General features: G+C 63.6%; 18 protein-coding genes. 13 read left to right on the top strand and 5 right to left on the bottom strand.

Going from position 1 to position 17,020, the window contains the following annotated elements:
* Positions 1 to 217 precede the first annotated feature (217 nt).
* From Y900_RS04320 to Y900_RS04300, 5 genes are all read left to right on the top strand, one after another.
* Positions 218 to 1,846: a site-specific integrase gene (locus Y900_RS04320; RefSeq protein WP_131536084.1), complete on the top strand. Its 1,629-nt coding sequence runs from the start codon at positions 218 to 220 to the stop codon at positions 1,844 to 1,846.
* The gene (locus tag Y900_RS04315) at positions 1,839 to 2,507 is read left to right on the top strand and encodes a hypothetical protein (RefSeq protein ID WP_036339434.1); all 669 of its coding nucleotides are present in this window, start codon (positions 1,839 to 1,841) and stop codon (positions 2,505 to 2,507) included. The genes Y900_RS04320 and Y900_RS04315 overlap by 8 nt, the downstream gene beginning before the upstream one ends.
* A gap of 120 nt (positions 2,508 to 2,627) precedes the next feature.
* Positions 2,628 to 3,110 (top strand): class Ib ribonucleoside-diphosphate reductase assembly flavoprotein NrdI, encoded by a 483-nt coding sequence (nrdI, locus tag Y900_RS04310; RefSeq protein ID WP_036339428.1) that lies wholly within the window; start codon positions 2,628 to 2,630, stop codon positions 3,108 to 3,110.
* The gene (nrdE, locus tag Y900_RS04305; RefSeq protein ID WP_036339426.1) at positions 3,077 to 5,245 is read left to right on the top strand and encodes a class 1b ribonucleoside-diphosphate reductase subunit alpha; all 2,169 of its coding nucleotides are present in this window, start codon (positions 3,077 to 3,079) and stop codon (positions 5,243 to 5,245) included. The genes nrdI and nrdE overlap by 34 nt, the downstream gene beginning before the upstream one ends.
* A gap of 163 nt (positions 5,246 to 5,408) precedes the next feature.
* On the top strand, positions 5,409 to 5,801 hold the full coding sequence (locus Y900_RS04300; protein WP_036339424.1) for a VOC family protein: 393 nt from the start codon (positions 5,409 to 5,411) through the stop codon (positions 5,799 to 5,801).
* Between the two features lie 4 nt (positions 5,802 to 5,805).
* On the opposite strand, the gene Y900_RS04295 is transcribed toward Y900_RS04300, so the two are convergent.
* Positions 5,806 to 6,186, bottom strand: a complete 381-nt coding sequence (locus Y900_RS04295; RefSeq protein ID WP_036339422.1) for a DUF5997 family protein — start codon at positions 6,184 to 6,186, stop codon at positions 5,806 to 5,808.
* 28 nt (positions 6,187 to 6,214) lie between these two features.
* Here Y900_RS04295 and Y900_RS04290 point away from each other — a divergent pair, with 28 nt between their 5' ends.
* Genes Y900_RS04290 through ygiD form a run of 3 tightly spaced genes read left to right on the top strand, consistent with a single transcriptional unit; the run spans position 6,215 to position 8,762 of the window.
* Entirely contained in the window at positions 6,215 to 6,928 is a 714-nt protein-coding gene (locus Y900_RS04290) for a LysR family substrate-binding domain-containing protein (protein ID WP_036339420.1), read from the top strand.
* A 56-nt stretch (positions 6,929 to 6,984) separates the two neighbouring features.
* Positions 6,985 to 7,872 carry a phytanoyl-CoA dioxygenase family protein gene (locus tag Y900_RS04285; protein WP_036339417.1) on the top strand — a complete coding sequence of 296 codons (888 nt, stop codon included), beginning with the start codon at positions 6,985 to 6,987 and terminating at the stop codon, positions 7,870 to 7,872.
* A 32-nt stretch (positions 7,873 to 7,904) separates the two neighbouring features.
* Positions 7,905 to 8,762, top strand: a complete 858-nt coding sequence (gene ygiD / locus Y900_RS04280) for a 4,5-DOPA-extradiol-dioxygenase (protein ID WP_036345781.1) — start codon at positions 7,905 to 7,907, stop codon at positions 8,760 to 8,762.
* Here the strand turns inward: ygiD and Y900_RS04275 are convergent.
* Entirely contained in the window at positions 8,759 to 9,244 is a 486-nt protein-coding gene (locus Y900_RS04275; protein WP_051659877.1) for an SMI1/KNR4 family protein, read from the bottom strand. The two genes, ygiD and Y900_RS04275, sit on opposite strands and share 4 nt — an antisense overlap.
* Before the next feature lie 4 nt (positions 9,245 to 9,248).
* Positions 9,249 to 10,430 (bottom strand): geranylgeranyl reductase family protein, encoded by a 1,182-nt coding sequence (locus Y900_RS04270; RefSeq protein ID WP_036339414.1) that lies wholly within the window; start codon positions 10,428 to 10,430, stop codon positions 9,249 to 9,251.
* A 151-nt stretch (positions 10,431 to 10,581) separates the two neighbouring features.
* On the opposite strand from Y900_RS04270, the gene Y900_RS04265 reads away from it, so the two are divergent.
* From Y900_RS04265 to Y900_RS04250, 4 genes are all read left to right on the top strand, one after another.
* Positions 10,582 to 11,319, top strand: a complete 738-nt coding sequence (locus tag Y900_RS04265) for a TetR/AcrR family transcriptional regulator (protein ID WP_036345775.1) — start codon at positions 10,582 to 10,584, stop codon at positions 11,317 to 11,319.
* 48 nt (positions 11,320 to 11,367) lie between these two features.
* On the top strand, positions 11,368 to 12,918 hold the full coding sequence (locus Y900_RS04260) for a flavin-containing monooxygenase (protein WP_036339411.1): 1,551 nt from the start codon (positions 11,368 to 11,370) through the stop codon (positions 12,916 to 12,918).
* A gap of 161 nt (positions 12,919 to 13,079) precedes the next feature.
* Positions 13,080 to 14,054: a class 1b ribonucleoside-diphosphate reductase subunit beta gene (gene nrdF / locus Y900_RS04255; RefSeq protein WP_036339408.1), complete on the top strand. Its 975-nt coding sequence runs from the start codon at positions 13,080 to 13,082 to the stop codon at positions 14,052 to 14,054.
* Between the two features lie 93 nt (positions 14,055 to 14,147).
* The gene (locus Y900_RS04250) at positions 14,148 to 14,918 is read left to right on the top strand and encodes a TIGR02391 family protein (protein ID WP_036339405.1); all 771 of its coding nucleotides are present in this window, start codon (positions 14,148 to 14,150) and stop codon (positions 14,916 to 14,918) included.
* Between the two features lie 4 nt (positions 14,919 to 14,922).
* On the opposite strand, the gene Y900_RS04245 is transcribed toward Y900_RS04250, so the two are convergent.
* Positions 14,923 to 16,032, bottom strand: coding sequence for a tyrosine-type recombinase/integrase (locus tag Y900_RS04245; RefSeq protein WP_036339403.1), 1,110 nt, complete (start codon positions 16,030 to 16,032; stop codon positions 14,923 to 14,925).
* Positions 16,019 to 16,591, bottom strand: a complete 573-nt coding sequence (locus tag Y900_RS04240) for a hypothetical protein (RefSeq protein WP_036339398.1) — start codon at positions 16,589 to 16,591, stop codon at positions 16,019 to 16,021. The genes Y900_RS04245 and Y900_RS04240 overlap by 14 nt, the downstream gene beginning before the upstream one ends.
* A 116-nt stretch (positions 16,592 to 16,707) precedes the next feature.
* Here Y900_RS04240 and Y900_RS04235 point away from each other — a divergent pair, with 116 nt between their 5' ends.
* Positions 16,708 to 17,016 (top strand): hypothetical protein, encoded by a 309-nt coding sequence (locus tag Y900_RS04235; protein ID WP_036339395.1) that lies wholly within the window; start codon positions 16,708 to 16,710, stop codon positions 17,014 to 17,016.
* Positions 17,017 to 17,020 lie beyond the last annotated feature (4 nt).

Genomic DNA, 17,020 nt, shown 5'->3' with positions numbered 1-17,020 from the left:
CTGCGGTCGACTCGCGCAACGGGCCGCCCGCACCCCGGATGGCGGAGTCTGCAAACGCTGCTACCGTAACGACCCGCAGCGGATGGAAACTTGCGCCAGCTGCGGGCGAAATAAGGTGCCCTCTACACGGCAAGCGGACGGTAAAGCATTGTGCGGCAGCTGCGCTCGCCCGAAACATGTCTGCTCGGGCTGCGGTCGTCTTGATCACGCTAAATCGATGACCGTCAAGGGCCCGCTATGCCAGCGCTGCTACAAAGCCCCGATGCGTGCTTGCGGCAAGTGCGGCAACGTGCGTCCGATCGCCGCTCGCGTTCAGCTCGGGGACACTGATCTTTGCAAGAGCTGCGTGCAGTCTCCGGACGCGCAGTGCGGTCTATGCGGGAAAACACGTCCTACCCACGCGCATTGGCCGCTCGGACCGGTGTGCTTCTCGTGCTATAAGCGTTCAACGAACCATCCCGACGTCTGCTCGAGTTGCGGCCATACCAAAGTCCTTATCGGCCACACCCCGGCAGGCGAATTGGCTTGCGGGCCGTGCGCGGGCAGTCTCACCGACTACGTCTGCGCCACTTGCGATCAAGGCGGCCCGCAGCACTACGAAGGCACCTGCCTGAGCTGCTCGATTCGACGACTGACTGAAGAGCTGCTCACCGCAGAAGATGGCTCGATTCGTGAGGGCCTGGACATGTTGCCCGACCTGCTTGCTCGTCGTGGCCGGCCCGCCTCGACGCTGCGTTGGCTAATCAAAGCGCGCACTCAAGAAGCATTGCGCTTCTTGGCCACTGCGGAAGGTGCCCTCACCCACGCGACCGTCGATGCGTGCCCGCCCGGCCAAGCCCGCCACTATCTGCGGGCCCTGCTGGTCGAAGCCAACGTCTTGACGCGGCGCGACGAGCCGATCGAGCGGCTCGAAACATGGATTGACGAATTTACCGCCTCCCTGGCTCCGCGCCACGCTGCGCTGCTGGAACCCTATGCACGATGGGGCATTTTGCGCACAGCACGACGCCGGGCCGCTCGGCGAGGATTTACTGCCAACGCTGCCGATTCGAGCCGCGAGCGGATCCGGCTGGCGCTGCGACTCATCGAGCACGTGGAATCATCCGGGCATCGAATCGGTGACCTCACCCAAACGATGCTCGACGACTGGACAGCAGGAGACCGCAACCGCAGTCGCCGGATAAAGGGCTTTGTCGCGTGGCTCAACAAGCGTGGCATCGTCGAAAACGTCACGCTCGCACGCGGATCACAGGTGCCGCCGAGTGAGATCAGTGACGAACAAGACCACCGGGGTCAGATCGCCAAGCTGCTTGACGAGCACTGCGGTATCGAACTCCAAACCAGAGTCGCTGGACTGCTCGTGCTGCTCTACGGAGCGAAACTGGTCAACATTCAGCGTCTGACCACCGCACACGTCACCTCGACGGGCCCGTGCACACAGCTCACACTCGTCAACCATCCAATTGAATTGCCCGAGTCTGTCGCAACGCTCGTCAACCGACTCACACAACAGGCATCCCAGAACCCACGCGCACAAACGCCTGACAGCGACGCCCACTTCCTCTTTCCCGGCGCCCGCGCACACGAACCCATCCATACCCGCACTCTCAGCGTGAAACTCGCGGAAGCCGGCGTCCCGAGTCGACTAGGCCGCAATTACGCCATGGTTGCTCTCACCAGCGACCTCCCGGCAGCCATTGTCGCCGCACAGCTCGGCCTCAGCGCCTCCGCGACAACTCAGTGGGCCAAGTTCGGCCAACGAGACAGAACTGAATACCTACTCGCGCGGCGCAAATCAGAAACAGAACCGACACAGTCCTTCAGAGAGCACCACAGCTATGTCTAACCCCGCCCAACTATTACATGCCAAGTTCCTCAGCTGGCGCGGCCCACAGAACGTCAATGCTGCCTCGGCTCGCGGACTGAACGGTCAAAATTGGGACGACCACACGTTGGCGATCAGTCATCTCAGAGAGATCGAAGAACTTATCGGGCTCCTGGAAAGCCAGGGCCGCAACATGCGAGTCGCCCGAGAGGCCGTCCCAACGTGGTATCAGGTCGTTTTCTCATTCAGCGGGGGCTGGCAGGGTCAGGGAACCGCCACGATCGACCAAACCAGCCTGAACACTCTCGAAATGCTTGCTGAGCGCCTGGAAGACGTAGTACCGACCCTTGAAGCCGACGGCATCGACAGGATCAACGGCTACATTGAGAGCGTCGCTGAAACTTTGAAAAGCGACCCCTCTATCCCAGCACCACTGCGTGCTCACATCAACGACGTCATCGCTCACGTCCGCTGGTGCACCCAGAATTACGCCACAGTCGGTGATTTCAGCCTTCAAGACGCACTCGAACGTCTCGCAGGCGCCGTCGTACGCGGCGCCGCCAACAGCACCGACAAAAGCAAATGGAAGAGCGCAGTCAACAACATCGTCTGGCCCTTCGCCGTCAACATGATGGCCGCCCTACCCGCTGCGGAATTAGTAGCGCTAGTAACAGGTCACTGAAACAAAAATGCACACAACAGAGGAGGAAATCCATGAATACAACACATACGAATATCGACACTCCGCCAGTCGGTGCCGCACTGAGCGCTTAGCGGCCCGGGCGCCACGGAAAGAGATGTGATGAATCCGGATGGCAGCCCCAGCCTGGCGGGCCCGGAGCGGTTGGTGTACTTCTCCAGCGTTTCGGAGAACACCCACCGCTTCGTGCAGAGGCTGGGCGTGCCGGCCATCCGGATTCCCCTTCACGAGCACATCGAGGTGCACCGGCCCTACGTCCTGCTCCTGCCGACCTACGGCAGGGGGCGAGGGGACAGCCCGCACCTCGAGGCCAAGGGATACGTCCCCAAGCAGGTCATCAAGTTTTTGAACAATCCGCACAATCGGTCCTTGATCCGCGGTGTGATCGGGGCAGGCAACACTCAATTCGGTGCCGAATACTGCTTCGCGGCGACGCTGGTCGCGCACAAATGCAGGGTGCCGAATCTATATCGCTTCGAAATGATGGGCACCGCTGAGGACGTCGAAGCCGTCCGTGCGGAGTTAACGAAATTCTGGAAGGACGAGGACACGTGCCACCTACAGTCACAGCTGCTGAGCCTGTAACGACGTCAGGGCACGCGTTGCCGGGGGAGACCGACTACCACGCGCTCAACGCGATGCTGAATCTGTACGACGCAGACGGCAAGATCCAGTTCGACATGGATCGTCTGGCCGCGCGTCAGTACTTCCTCGAGCACGTGAACCAGAACACCGTGTTCTTTCACAATCAGGACGAGAAGCTCGACTATCTGATTCGCGAGAACTATTACGAGCGTGAGGTTCTCGATCAGTACTCGCGCAACTTCGTCAAGACGCTCACCGACCGCGCCTACGCCAAGAAGTTCCGGTTCCCGACCTTCCTCGGCGCGTTCAAGTACTACACCTCCTACACGCTGAAGACCTTCGACGGGAAGCGTTACCTGGAGCGGTTCGAGGACCGCGTGGTGATGGTTGCGCTGACGTTGGCCGCCGGTGACACCACGCTGGCCGAGAAGCTGGTCGACGAGATCATCGACGGACGGTTCCAGCCGGCCACCCCGACATTCCTGAACTCGGGCAAGGCGCAGCGCGGCGAGCCGGTGAGCTGCTTCCTGCTGCGCATCGAGGACAACATGGAGTCGATCGGCCGTTCGATCAACTCCGCGCTGCAGCTGTCCAAGCGCGGTGGCGGAGTTGCCTTGCTGCTGACCAACATTCGTGAGCATGGCGCACCGATCAAGAACATCGAGAACCAGAGCTCCGGTGTCATCCCGATCATGAAGCTGCTGGAGGACTCGTTCTCCTACGCCAACCAGCTCGGAGCCCGTCAAGGTGCCGGCGCGGTCTACCTGCACGCGCATCACCCCGACATCTACCGCTTCCTGGACACCAAGCGGGAGAACGCCGACGAGAAGATCCGCATCAAGACCCTCTCGCTGGGTGTGGTGATTCCCGACATCACCTTCGAGCTGGCGAAGAAGAACGAGGACATGTACCTGTTCTCGCCGTATGACGTCGAGCGGGTGTATGGCGTTCCGTTCGCCGACATCTCGGTCACCGAGAAGTACCACGAGATGGTCGACGACGCGCGGATCCGCAAGACCAAGATCAAGGCTCGCGAGTTCTTCCAGACGCTGGCCGAGCTGCAGTTCGAGTCGGGCTACCCGTACATCATGTTCGAAGACACGGTCAATCGAGCTAATCCTATTGATGGCAAGATCACGCACTCCAACCTGTGCTCGGAAATCCTGCAGGTGTCGACGCCCTCGCTGTTCAACGAGGACCTGTCGTATTCCAAGGTGGGCAAGGACATCTCGTGCAACCTGGGTTCGCTGAACATCGCCAAGGCGATGGACTCGCCGGACTTCGCGCAGACCATCGAGGTAGCGATTCGCGGATTGACCGCGGTGAGCGACCAGACGCACATCTGGTCGGTCCCGTCGATCGAGCAGGGCAACAACGACTCGCACGCCATCGGCCTCGGCCAGATGAACCTGCACGGATACCTTGCGCGCGAACGGATCTTCTACGGATCCGACGAGGGCATCGACTTCACCAACATGTACTTCTACACGGTGCTCTACCACGCGCTGCGGGCGTCGAACAAGATCGCCATCGAGCGCGGATCGGCGTTCAAGGGCTTCGAGAAGTCGAAGTACGCATCCGGTGAGTTCTTCGACAAGTACACCGATCAGGTGTGGGAGCCGGCGACCGAGCGGGTGCGCGAGCTCTTCTCCACGGCGGGCATTCGCATTCCGACCCAAGAGGATTGGTTACGACTCAAGGATTCGGTGCAGACTCACGGCATCTACAACCAGAACCTGCAGGCGGTGCCGCCGACGGGGTCTATCTCTTACATCAACCACTCGACATCGTCGATCCACCCGGTGGCGAGCAAGGTCGAGATCCGCAAGGAAGGCAAGATCGGCCGCGTCTACTACCCGGCGCCCTACATGACCAACGACAACCTGGAGTACTACCAGGACGCGTACGAGATCGGCTACGAGAAGATCATCGACACGTACGCCGCAGCCACTCAGCATGTGGACCAAGGGCTTTCGCTGACGCTGTTCTTCAAAGACACCGCCGATACCCGCGAGGTCAACAAGGCGCAGATCTACGCCTGGCGCAAGGGAATCAAGACGCTGTACTACATCCGCCTTCGCCAGATGGCGCTGGAGGGGACTGAAGTGGAGGGTTGCGTCAGCTGCATGCTGTGAGCTGAGCGCCCTCGTCGCATAGACTTAGAACTGAGAGCGAAGATTCCGCGGAATTTTCGCTCTCAGTTCTTTTTCGATGGTGCCCCGATGAGTTTCAGGCGCCCGGCCGGTCTGATTCTCCGACGGCATCCAGCAGGATCCCGCAGAAGCCACGGAGGCACCCATGCACTCAATGCTGTTCGTCAACCTGCCCGTCGCCGACGTCGACCGCTCACGAAAGTTCTTCGCCAGCCTCGGATACGCGATCAACGAACAGTTCAGTGGGGATACCGCAGTCACGCTCGTACTGGCGGACAACCAGTTCGCGATGCTGCTGCAGCGCGACGACTTCGACTCATTGCACCCGCTGGAGACCGCCGACGCGACCAAGGTCAAAGAATGCGTGGTCTGTCTCGGCGTCGACAGTCGGGACGCGGTGGACACTTTGGTCGATCAAGCGATCGCCGCGAGCGGCACCGATGGGGATTCCGAAGATCACGGGTCCATGTACGGGCGCAGCTACAACGACCTCGACGGCCATTCCTGGCAGATCTTCTGGACCGACGACGCGGCGTGAGGTGTCAGCGAGCCTTGTCCGCGTGCAGAGCCTTCACTCGACGCTGCTCGGCGAGCACGCTCTGGTAGCTCTCGCGTTCGGCGACCAGCCAGTCGGGCTTGTCGGCGAGCAGCGCGTCGATCTGCTCGGTGGTCAGCGCATCGACCACCCCGCCACGCGCGAGGCCCGCGATCGACACACCCAGCTTGGCCGCCACCAGGTTCTTCGGGTGCGGCCCGTTCTTGCGGAGATCGGCCAGCCACTGCGGTGGATCGGCCTGCAGAGCTGCCAGCTCGTCGCGGGTGATCGCGTTCGCCTGGAACTCCGCGGGCGTCGCCGGCAGGTACACGTCCAGCTTCTTCGCCGCGGTGGCGGGTTTCATCGACTGCGCGTTCGGCCTGCTCATGGCACGAGCCTATCGGTAGCCTGAGTCGGTGACCCAGTCCTCGCTCACCGTCGGGTATGTGCCCGGAGTGACGCCCGCGAAGTGGGCGCGGACCTGGGCCGAGCGCCATCCCGATGTACCGCTGAAGCTGCGTGCCGTCACCGCGGCGGACGGGCCCGCCGCGGTGCGCGACGGGATCGTCGACGTCGCGTTGTTGCGCCCGTCGGCCGACACGTCAGGACTGTCCATCATCCCGCTCTACGAGGAGACGACGGTGGCCGTGGTGCCGACCGATCACCTTCTGAGCGCCGCCGACGAGATCACCGCGGCCGACCTCACCGACGAACCGGTCCTACTGCCACTCGACGACGTCGTCGCCTGGGCGGAGGCTCCGAGCACTGCGATCGATCATCGCCCCGAAACCACCGAGGCGGCAATAGAACTCGTCGCCGCCGGGTTGGGCGTGCTGATGGTCCCGCAGTCGCTGGCGCGGCTGTACCACCGCCGCGACCTCACGTATCGTCCGATCGCCGGCGCACCGACTTGTCCAGTGGCGCTTGCCTTCCCGGCGGGGCAACCGTCGGCATTGGTCGAGGAGTTCACCGGGATCGTGCGGGGGCGCAAGCCGAGTTCGTCTCGCGGGCAGGCGCAGCCGACTCCGAAGCGCACCGCGCGTGAGAAGACGCTGGCCAAGCAAGCCGCTCGCGCCGCCGCCGGAAAGGTCGCCCGTAAGCCGGACGCTCCCAAGCGTCGGCGGCCTTAACCGCCGTGTGACGCCGTTTTACCTGGTCAACACATACGCTCCGCGATACTCGAACCATGACCGTGCTGACGCATGTTCCGGCCACCACGTCCCCGGCGGACCTTGCCGACCATCTGCGCCGCGACGGTTACGTGATCGTCGACAACCTGGTTCCGGACTCGTTGATGGACACGATCGGCGACGAACTGGCGCCCTACCTCGATGCGACGCCGATGGGCTACAACGCGATGATCGGTCGCAAGACCCGACGCACCGGTGCGCTGATCGCCCGGTCCCCGGCCTGCCGCACGCTGATCCAGAATCCGTCCATCCTCGGTGTGTGCCAGGACTTCCTCGGCCATGCCAGCGCATTTCAGCTGATGCTCACCCAGGTGATCTCGATCGAGCCGGGTGAAACCGATCAGTCGCTGCACCGCGATCAGAACGCCTTCGACTTCTACCCCTTCCCGGACGACTACCACGTGCAGTGCAACACGCTGTGGGCCATGACCGACTACACCGCGGAGATGGGCGCGACCAGGGTGGTGCCGGGCAGTCAGGTGGGCGACAAGAAGCCGACCGACTACGCCGACGATGAGTGCGTGCAGGCGGAGATGTCGCGAGGGTCGGTGTTGATCTACTCCGGCAAGATCGTGCACAGCGGCGCCGCCAACCGCAGCGACCACGTCCGGCGCGCCATCAACGTTAACTACTGCGTCGGTTGGGTCCGCCAGGAGGAGAACCAATTCCTCTCGGTACCAATGGAAATCGCACGCGAGCTAGATGACGACCTGCTGAAGCTGATCGGCTACCAGGAGGGCGCGTGGGCGATGGGGTACTTCCGTGACTTCGAGGATCCCTTGCGCGCGATCCGCGGTGACCGTGTCGCCTACGCGTTCGACGCAGCCAAGCTGACCGGCGATGCGGGCGCGGCGTTCGCCGACCAGCTCACCCACAGTGAGTGATATCCCGGTTAACTAGAGCCATGTCCGCACTCATGCCGGCCGCGTTCATCGGGCACGGCAGCCCGATGAACGCCCTGGAACTCAACCGCTACACCTCGGCGTGGCGGGCGTTCGGCCGGTCGGTGCACGAATCGGCCGGGCGGCCGCGGGCGATCCTCGTCGTCAGCGCGCACTGGTACATCAACGCCACCGCCGTCACCGCGATGGCGGTGCCGCGGACCATCCACGATTTCTATGGCTTTCCCACCGAACTCTTCGGCGTGCAGTACCCGGCACCGGGTCTGCCGGAGCTTGCCGACGAGATCGCCGACGTCGTGGAGCCGACGTGGGTGGGCGCCGATGTCGACAGCTGGGGGATCGACCACGGCACCTGGTCGGTGCTGGTGCACGCCTTCCCGGACGCATCGGTACCCGTCGTGCAATTGGCCATCAACGCCTACAAGCCGCTCGAGTACCACCTCGCGCTGGGCGCCAAGCTGGCCGCGCTGCGCGAGCGGGGCGTGCTGATCCTGGGTAGCGGCAACGTCGTGCACAATCTGGCCGGGATGGATCCGACGCTCGGTGACGGGGCTTTTGACTGGGCGCAGCGCTTCGACGACCAGGCGCGCGCACAGGTGCTGACCGATCCGGCCGATGCGGTCCGGCTGCGCGAGCACCCGGACTACTCGGCCGCGGTGCCGACGCCCGACCACTTTCTGCCGCTGTTGTACTTCGCGGGAGTGGCTGCCGATCACGCTGACAAGGTCGGCGTGCTCACCGATGGCTGCGCGTACGGCTCGCTGTCGATGACGTCGTACACGCTGGGCTTGGACGTCGTGGCCCCGTCGGACGCCGACGGTTGCGCCGCCGCGCCGGCCCGCGGCGTCCCGGTCGACGAGTCGAACATCTAGCCGATCAGGTCTGACCAGAACGGCACCGTCGACGCCGACTTCCGTGCCGGATCAGGATTGCCGTAGTCGAATATGTCTGCGGCGCAACAACTCACGTCGGTCTGATAAATCGACAGCACCGGGTGCCCGGACATGCCGCGCCCCGCGGGAAGATAGTGGTTGGCGTGCAGCGGCACCAGCTGCGGCACCCGCGCCAGGTGGTAGTTCGCGCTGCGCAACGCGTCCTTCATCCGGGCCGGGCGCACACCCCAGTCGGAACCCCAGAAGTCCCGCCATTCGACAGCGAACAGGATGCCGTCGACGGGCAGCCGCAATCGTTGGTGCAGACTCCGGCGCGGCGCGCAGCGCCAGTCCGGCCACGAATCCCCAACGGGCAGACCAGAAGACAGGAAGGCTCGATGATCGTCGGCGAACTCGAAACCGAATTCACCTTCGATCCGTGCCAGCTCCTCGTCGCTGATGCCGGCCGCCATCGTCACCATGCGTTCAGTAGCTGTGCTGCGGCCCTTGGGCTTTCTTGTACAGCGCCTTGAGCATCGCGTCCCGGAAGGGGGCGTTGTCGATCAGCTTGATCCCGGCGTTGGCCACCTGCGGGTATCCCAGCAGCTTGTGGAAATAGCGGCCCCGTTTGTACTCCCGGCCCCACGCGGCTTCCATGCGCTGCCCGTAGTTGGTGAAGTCGTCGGGCCCGCCGTTCTGCAGCGCTGCGATGGCGCACTCGCCTGCGGCCAGACCGGACTCCAAGGCCTTGGAGATGCCCGCACCGGAGGCGGGCTTTCCTGCGCCCAGCGAGTCGCCGGTGAACAGCACACCCGGCCGCCACGGCGGCCAGGCCGTGAACCCCATCGGGAGTCGCCAGGCCCGCACGCTCTTGTTCTTCTTGAGCTCCTCGATCGGCGGCAGTTCCCATTCGGGCGGGAGGGTCCGCAGGAAATCGCCGAGGAATTGGGTGGCGTTGATCGACTGCCAGTTCTTGTAGCTGTTGACGTAACCGAGGCCGATGTTGAACACCCCGTTACCCATCGGGAAAACCCAGCCGTACCCGGGCAGCTGGTCGCCCTGGAATGCCAGCTTCAAGTAGATGTCGAGGCTGTCCGAGTCGGGACGGTTGGCCGGCATCTCGGAGCGGATCGCGATCGCCGAGTAGCCGTTGTATTCCGAATCGATCTTCAGCGCCCGCTTGATCGGGGAGTAAGCGCCGTCGGCGGCGATCACCGCGTCGCCGAGCACCTTCTCACCGCTCTTGAGCACCACACCGACCACTCGGCCGTTGGCGTCGAGCTCTGGTCCGGCCACCTCGGCACCTTGGCGCACCGTCGCGCCGGCCGACTCGGCGTGCTTGAGCAGCAACGTGTCGAGGTGCTCGCGGCTGACGGTGTGGCCGTGGTCGGGCATCCCCGGACGCTTGGGGAACGACAGCTCCCACTGCGACGGGCTGAAGACCGTCACGCGGTTGACCCGATGGAACGTGTTGACCTCGTCGGCCAGGCCCATCTTCTGCAGGTAGCTCACGGCGCGGGCGGTCAGGCCGTCACCGCAGGGCTTTGCCCGCGGGAACTGGGCTTTGTCCAGCACGACCACCCGTGCGCCGGTCTGCGCGGCCTGCCACGCGGCCGCGGATCCTGATGGCCCCCCGCCAGCTACCACCAGGTCGAATCGCTCGGTCACTACGTCTCGTCTCGGTTCGATAATCGGATGCGACGATGTTATCGGAGAACACCGTGGCGCTCTGCTTCGCGAAGGCCTGCGTCAGACCGATGTAATAGTCCTCACGCGAGGTCGGCCCTGGTCAGCCCGCGCTGCGGGTACAGTGCTTGACGTGCGCAGAGTGTCCAGATCGCGGTCGGGGTCCGAGCCCGGCAAGGTCGACGCGCGCAGTGAACGCTGGCGGGAGCATCGCAAGAAGGTGCGAGCCGAGATCGTCGACGCCGCATTCCGGTCGATCGACAAGCACGGCCCCGAGGTCAGCCTGCGCGAGATCGCCGAAGAGGCCGGTACCGCCAAGCCGAAGATCTACCGGCACTTCACCGACAAGTCCGACCTGTTCCAGGCGATCGGCAAGCGGCTGCGCGACATGCTCTGGGGTGCGATCTTCTCGAACATCGACGCCGCCACCGACCCGACCCGGGAGGTCGTCCGCCGTGGGGTGGCCGAGTACGTCAACCTGGTCGAGCAGCACCCCAACGTGCTGCGATTCATGTTGCAGGGTCGGTTCCCCGAACAGGCAGAGTCCACGCAGCGCGCGCTCAACGAGGGGCGCGAGATCACCATGGCGTTCGCCGACACGTTCAACAACGAGCTGCGCGGCATGCAACTCGATCCCGCTGCACTACAACTCGCTGCGGCGGCCGCGTTCGGCGCGTGCTCGGCGGCCACTGACTGGTGGCTGGGCCCCGATCCGGACAGCCCGCGCCGGATGCCGACGGACGAGTTCATCAATCACTTGACCACGATCATGCTCGGCACGGTCAACGGCACCGCGGACTTGTTGGGCGTCGCACTCGATCCCGACCGCCCGATTCACGACGCCATGCAGCGGCGGGCCGCTGCCGGCTGAGCCGCAACGCACCTAGGCGATACCGCCGGTATTGGGTATTTTGGTCGCATGACCGTTGCTGAACCCACCGTCGCCAACGCCTCCACCGGACCCGTCCACACCCGGGCGCTGGTCATCGGCACCGGCTTTTCCGGGCTGGGGATGGGAATCGAGCTGCAGCACCGCGGCGTCGACTTCCTGATCCTGGAGAAGGCCGACGACGTCGGTGGTACCTGGCGCGACAACAGCTACCCGGGTTGCGCTTGCGACATCCCGGCGCACCTCTATTCGTTCTCCTTTGAACCCAAGCCGGACTGGACCTACATGTGGTCGCTGCAGCCGGAAATCCTCGACTACCTCAGGGGTGTGACCGACAAGCACGGTCTGCGCCGCTACATCCATTTCGGCGCGCGCGTCGAACGCGCCCACTGGGACGACGCCGAGTATCGCTGGCACGTCTTCACCGAAGACGGCCGCGAATACGTCGCGCAATTCCTCATATCCGGGGCCGGTGCGCTGCACATCCCATCCATCCCCGATATCGAGGGCCTGGCCGACTTCGAAGGGGAGGCGTTCCACTCCGCGCAGTGGGATCACGGTGTCGACCTCACCGGCAAGCGGGTCGCGGTCGTGGGCACCGGGGCCAGTGCCATCCAGATCGTCCCGGAGATCGTCGACAAGGTCGGCGCACTGCAGCTCTACCAACGCACCCCGGCATGGGTGCTGCCACGGTCCAACAATCCGATCCCGATGTGGATGCGCAACGCGTTCGGCACGGTGCCCGGCACCCGGGCGGCGTTGCGCACCGGCATCTACTGGTTCCAGGAAGCCCTCGGGTTCGCGATGACCAAACGCCCCGAGCTGCTCACCCTGGGGGAGTTGGCCGGCAAGTGGAACATCCGCCACCAGGTCAAAGATCGCGATCTACGGCGTCGGCTGACGCCAACCTACCGCGTGGGCTGCAAACGAGTTCTGTTCTCCAACAGGTATTTTCGTGCCATCGCCGAGCCGCACTCGGAGCTGGTGACCGATCAGATCGCCCGTATCACCCCGCACGGGATCGTCACCGAGGACAGGCACGGTCGTGCGACCGCAAGAGAAACAGACGTCATCGTGTTCGCGACCGGCTTCCACGTCACCGACTCCTACACCTACGTCGGCATCAAAGGCCCCGGCGGCGAGGATCTGGTGGACCGCTGGAACCGCGAGGGTGTGCAGGCGCACCGCGGGATCGCCGTCGCCGACATGCCCAACCTGTTCTTCCTGCTCGGGCCGAACACCGGACTGGGCCACAACTCGGTGGTCTTCATGATCGAGTCGCAGATCCGCTATGTCGGCCAGGCGATCGGTGCGGTCGACAAGGCCGGCGCGCAGGCGCTGGCACCGACCCGCTCGGCCCAGGACGCCTTCAACGCCGAACTGCAGGACGATCTGCAGGGTGCGGTGTGGAGCACCGGCGGCTGCAGCAGCTGGTATCTCGATGAGCACGGCAAGAACCGCACGCTGTGGAGCGGCATGACGTGGCAGTACTGGCTGTCCACCCGTTCGCTGAAGCGCTCGGAATACCGCTTCTCGGGGGTGGCCTCGGCGCAGCCGTCCCGGCGGGCTGCAGCACGCTGACCGCCCGACACGCCGAGCCCCGCCTCGACGCGCGTCGGACCTGTGGGTTCGACACCGCCGCAACACAAGTTGTTGTGTTGCGGCGCGTTGTCACACCCCAGGGGTAGTGTTTTGGTCGTCAGCCGGAAACGGGGCAAACAGCGTGGTGAAGTGGGGTTTCGGTGAGCGATGGAACGAAGCTGATCGACCGGGCGACGGCGATCAACTGGAACCGTGTCATTGACGAGAAGGACGCGGAAGTCTGGGATCGCTTGACCGGAAATTTCTGGTTGCCCGAGAAGGTGCCGGTATCCAACGACATCCCGTCGTGGGGCACGCTGACCGCCGACGAGAAGCAGCTCACCATGCGCGTCTTCACCGGCCTGACACTGTTGGACACCATCCAGAGCACGGTCGGCTCGGTCAGCATGATCCCGGATGCGCTCACCCCGCACGAAGAAGCGGTGCTGACCAACATCACGTTCATGGAGTCGGTGCACGCCAAGAGCTACAGCTCGATCTTCTCCACGCTGTGCTCGACCGCTGAGATCGACGAGGCGTTCCGCTGGTCGGAAGAGAACGTCAACCTGCAGCGCAAAGCGCAGATCATCCTCGACTACTACCGCGGTGACGATCCGCTCAAGCGCAAGATCGCCTCGGTCTTCCTCGAAGCGTTCCTGTTCTACTCCGGCTTCTACCTGCCGATGTACTGGTCGAGCCGGGCCAAGCTCACCAACACCGCCGATCTGATCCGGCTCATCATCCGCGACGAGGCCGTGCACGCGTATTACATCGGCTACAAGTTCCAGAAGGGCTACGCGGTCCAGACCGATGAGCGTAAGCAGGACCTCAAGGACTACGCCTACGAGCTGCTCTTCGCGTTGTACGAGAACGAGATTGAGTACACGCAGGATCTCTACGACTCGGTCGGGTTGACCGAGGACGTCAAGAAGTACCTGCGCTACAACGCCAACAAGGCGTTGATGAACATGGGCTTCGAAGCGCTGTTCCCGCGCGACGAGACCGAGGTGAACCCGGCGATCCTGTCGGCGCTGTCGCCGAACGCCGACGAGAACCACGACTTCTTCTCCGGGTCAGGCTCCAGCTACGTCATCGGCAAAGCCGTCAACACCGAAGACGAGGACTGGAACTTCTAAAGAGCCAATTGCGGCAACCCTCTAGCGGTCCGGCTACCCGCCCCGTGGCCACAATTTGGCCACACCCTCGACAGAAAGCTGCCCTGAACCGAGATGAACGACGAACTTGCCCATAAACGCCTGTCTGGTGTTTTGGGCACGATTGACGACTGGGGCGACCTCTACGACAGACGCTGGGGCCACGCGGACCCTCAGGGTTTCGAAGCTCCCGGACTCGACCAACAGGTTAGGGACGGCATCGACGAGGTCCGCAAGCGTACGAGGTTTGCTCGCGATGTGATCGCGGAGATGGGCGAGAAGGAACTTTCGGCCAACGTCGTCGAGAGCCTGGAGTCCTACGCGCACCCGTTCATCCAAGCCCGGGTGGCAATCGTTGAGGCGATCGCAATCTTGGAGCAGCGCGAGGAACTGGCGGAGATCATCGGGCCAGTTGGCCCACGACTGACAGCGTCCGAACTACACGGCGTTATCTGGGGTGCGGCAGCTGGACTCTGGGACGACGGCCACTATCGCCAAGCGGTGCAGACGGCTGCGAGTGCTCTTGAGGGTCTGCTGCAGGTTGTGGCCGGCCCGGGTCTGGGTGGCGAGAACCTTGCCAAGCTCTTCACGCTCGATTCGCCGCCGACACCAGAATCCCCACGCCTTCGGTTTCGCGATATCGATCCCGATCCCACCTCGAAGACGTGGAAGTCTGCCCATGAGGGCGCGGCCTCATCAGTCCGCACAGCGTTCATGGCCGTTCGGAACCTGGTCTCTCATCCCGGATGGCCTGACCCAACTGCCAGTGAGGCCCTTGAGATGCTTGCTGTGCTGAGCTTCGTAGCGCATCTCGTCGATCGGTGTGACACCGTAACAGCGCCGTAGTCGGTCAGAGGATGGCTTGACGTGCTCCGGCGCGTGCACGGTCCAAAGCCGCTGCCACTGCCTCTAGATCGTCATCGAACAAGTCGGCGTACACGTCCAGCGTCATCGCTGCCGACGCGTGTCCGAGCATCCTCTGCACCGCCTTGACGTTCGCCCCGGCCGACACCGCCAAAGACGCTGCGGTGTGCCGCAGATCGTGCGGCGTGACGCGGGGGATACCCGAGGTCTTGACCGCCTTGGCGAACCACCCCGACGTTGGATGCGGGCGGCGCATGTGGTCACGGTCCTCGCCCGACCACAACAGCCCATCACGTTTCTTGCCTTCACACTGTCGGGCCACGTATGGCAATAGGAAATCCGGTAATGGGACCGTGCGCCGCTTGTGTGACTTGGGGGTGCCGACGTAAATGTCGGTGCCCGACTGGACGGCGTTCTCGGTGACACTGGCCCGCTTGCGCAGCATGTCCAGATCATGCACGCGCAACCCGACTGCCTCACCCCACCGCAGACCCGTGTAGGCCAGCAGCAACACCAGGCCCTCGTAGTCACCCGAGGCGGCGGCCAACGCTCCGACCTGTTCGTGGTCCAAGTACACGGGCCGCTTGCGACTGGTCCGGGGAAGTGTGACGCCTTCTGCCGGGTTCTTGGCCACGAGGTTGTCGCGGACCGCATCGGCGAGAACCTGCGACAGGACGTAGTGCATCCGCTTCACCCCCGCAGCCCCGAGGGGTCGCACGTCAGCGGCGCCGCGTCCTAGCTCCCCAACCCACTGCTGAACCCCAGTTGGCCGGATGTCACCGAGCGCGACGTGGCCCCACCGGGGGTTGACCCGTGTACGCCACGCCGTCTCCATCACCGCATAGCCGGACGGCTTGAGGTGCCCGCGCTGACGCTCCAGCCATTCCGGTCCCAGCTCACCGACGGTCACTCGGGCACTCGCGGGCGAGACGTATTCGCCCTTGAGCTTGGCGACTTCCACCGAGTTGGCGAACTGCTGTGCGTCGCGTTTGGTGGTGAACCCGCGTTTCTGCGTCGAGCGGTTGTCAGGTGTGCGGAAGCGGACACGGTAAAGCGCTGCGCCCCTTTTCGTTACATACTTCTCAATCGTCGCCATGGATAAGTCCCGCGTCCTTTGCCTTCTCGATCCAGCGTTGCACCGTGCGCTTGTTCTTTATGGGCGTAATCGCAGCCCGTATCGCCTCGATTCGACTACCGCGCGGTGTGTTGTTGTGGATCTCGGCGACCTGGGCGAGGAATTCCGGGGTCATCTTTTTCGGGGGTGTGGCGGCGCGTTTCACTCGGGTGGTATCGGCCTTTAGGGCTTCCGGGCTGTGTACGCGCACCCATCCGCCGGCCGGGTTGGGGGTGAACACCCCGGTGATGGCGTATGACTTGTCGCGGATCCGCTCAAGCCTGGATGTGCTCAGATCCCTTGCGCGGACTTGAGTGTGGCTGCCCTGCGGTGACCACATGGCGAAGCGAGTACACACGGGTACCTTGTCGCGGACCTCGAATTCGATCCGGGTGGCCGGCTGATCGGCATCGCCGTCGTGCTCATAGACGATCCGTCGGCGCACGAACCGGTCACCCATCGCCACTAGCTCGGCGTCCTCGATCGTGACCTCGCCGCCGTCGTCAAGTCCGTAGACGATCCGTTCCAGTGGGTCAGCCACGACACCTCCCCGTACGACTATTGCGCAACGTCCAAAATGCCATACAGACATAATTCATGTCATATGACACTGTTGTCAACAGAGCTGACGACTGTCGGCTTGTGGAATGACTGGAAGTGGCCTCACTGATGAGTGTGAAAGTAGCGGCAGACAACGAAATGTTTAGGTGCATCAAGGATCTCGCCGAATCGGAGTTGATGGCGTTGTACCGCGAGACTGGGATAGACCTGTCCGACTTACCGCCGATCTCCACCACCAAGGCTCTAGCGGCGACGCTGGACACGACCGTCGACAGCCTGGCGCAAGACCGCTACAGGCGCGTCGGCATCCCGTTCGTGCGGATCGGGGGTGCCGGGAGTCGACGGATTAGGTACTTGCGCGGTGACGTCGTGCGTCATCTTCTGGAGAACCGGGTCGGTGCTTAGCCAA

Source organism: Mycolicibacterium aromaticivorans JS19b1 = JCM 16368 (genome assembly GCF_000559085.1).
Lineage (GTDB): Bacteria > Actinomycetota > Actinomycetes > Mycobacteriales > Mycobacteriaceae > Mycobacterium > Mycobacterium aromaticivorans.
This window is presented reverse-complemented; position numbering and strand designations above follow the sequence as displayed.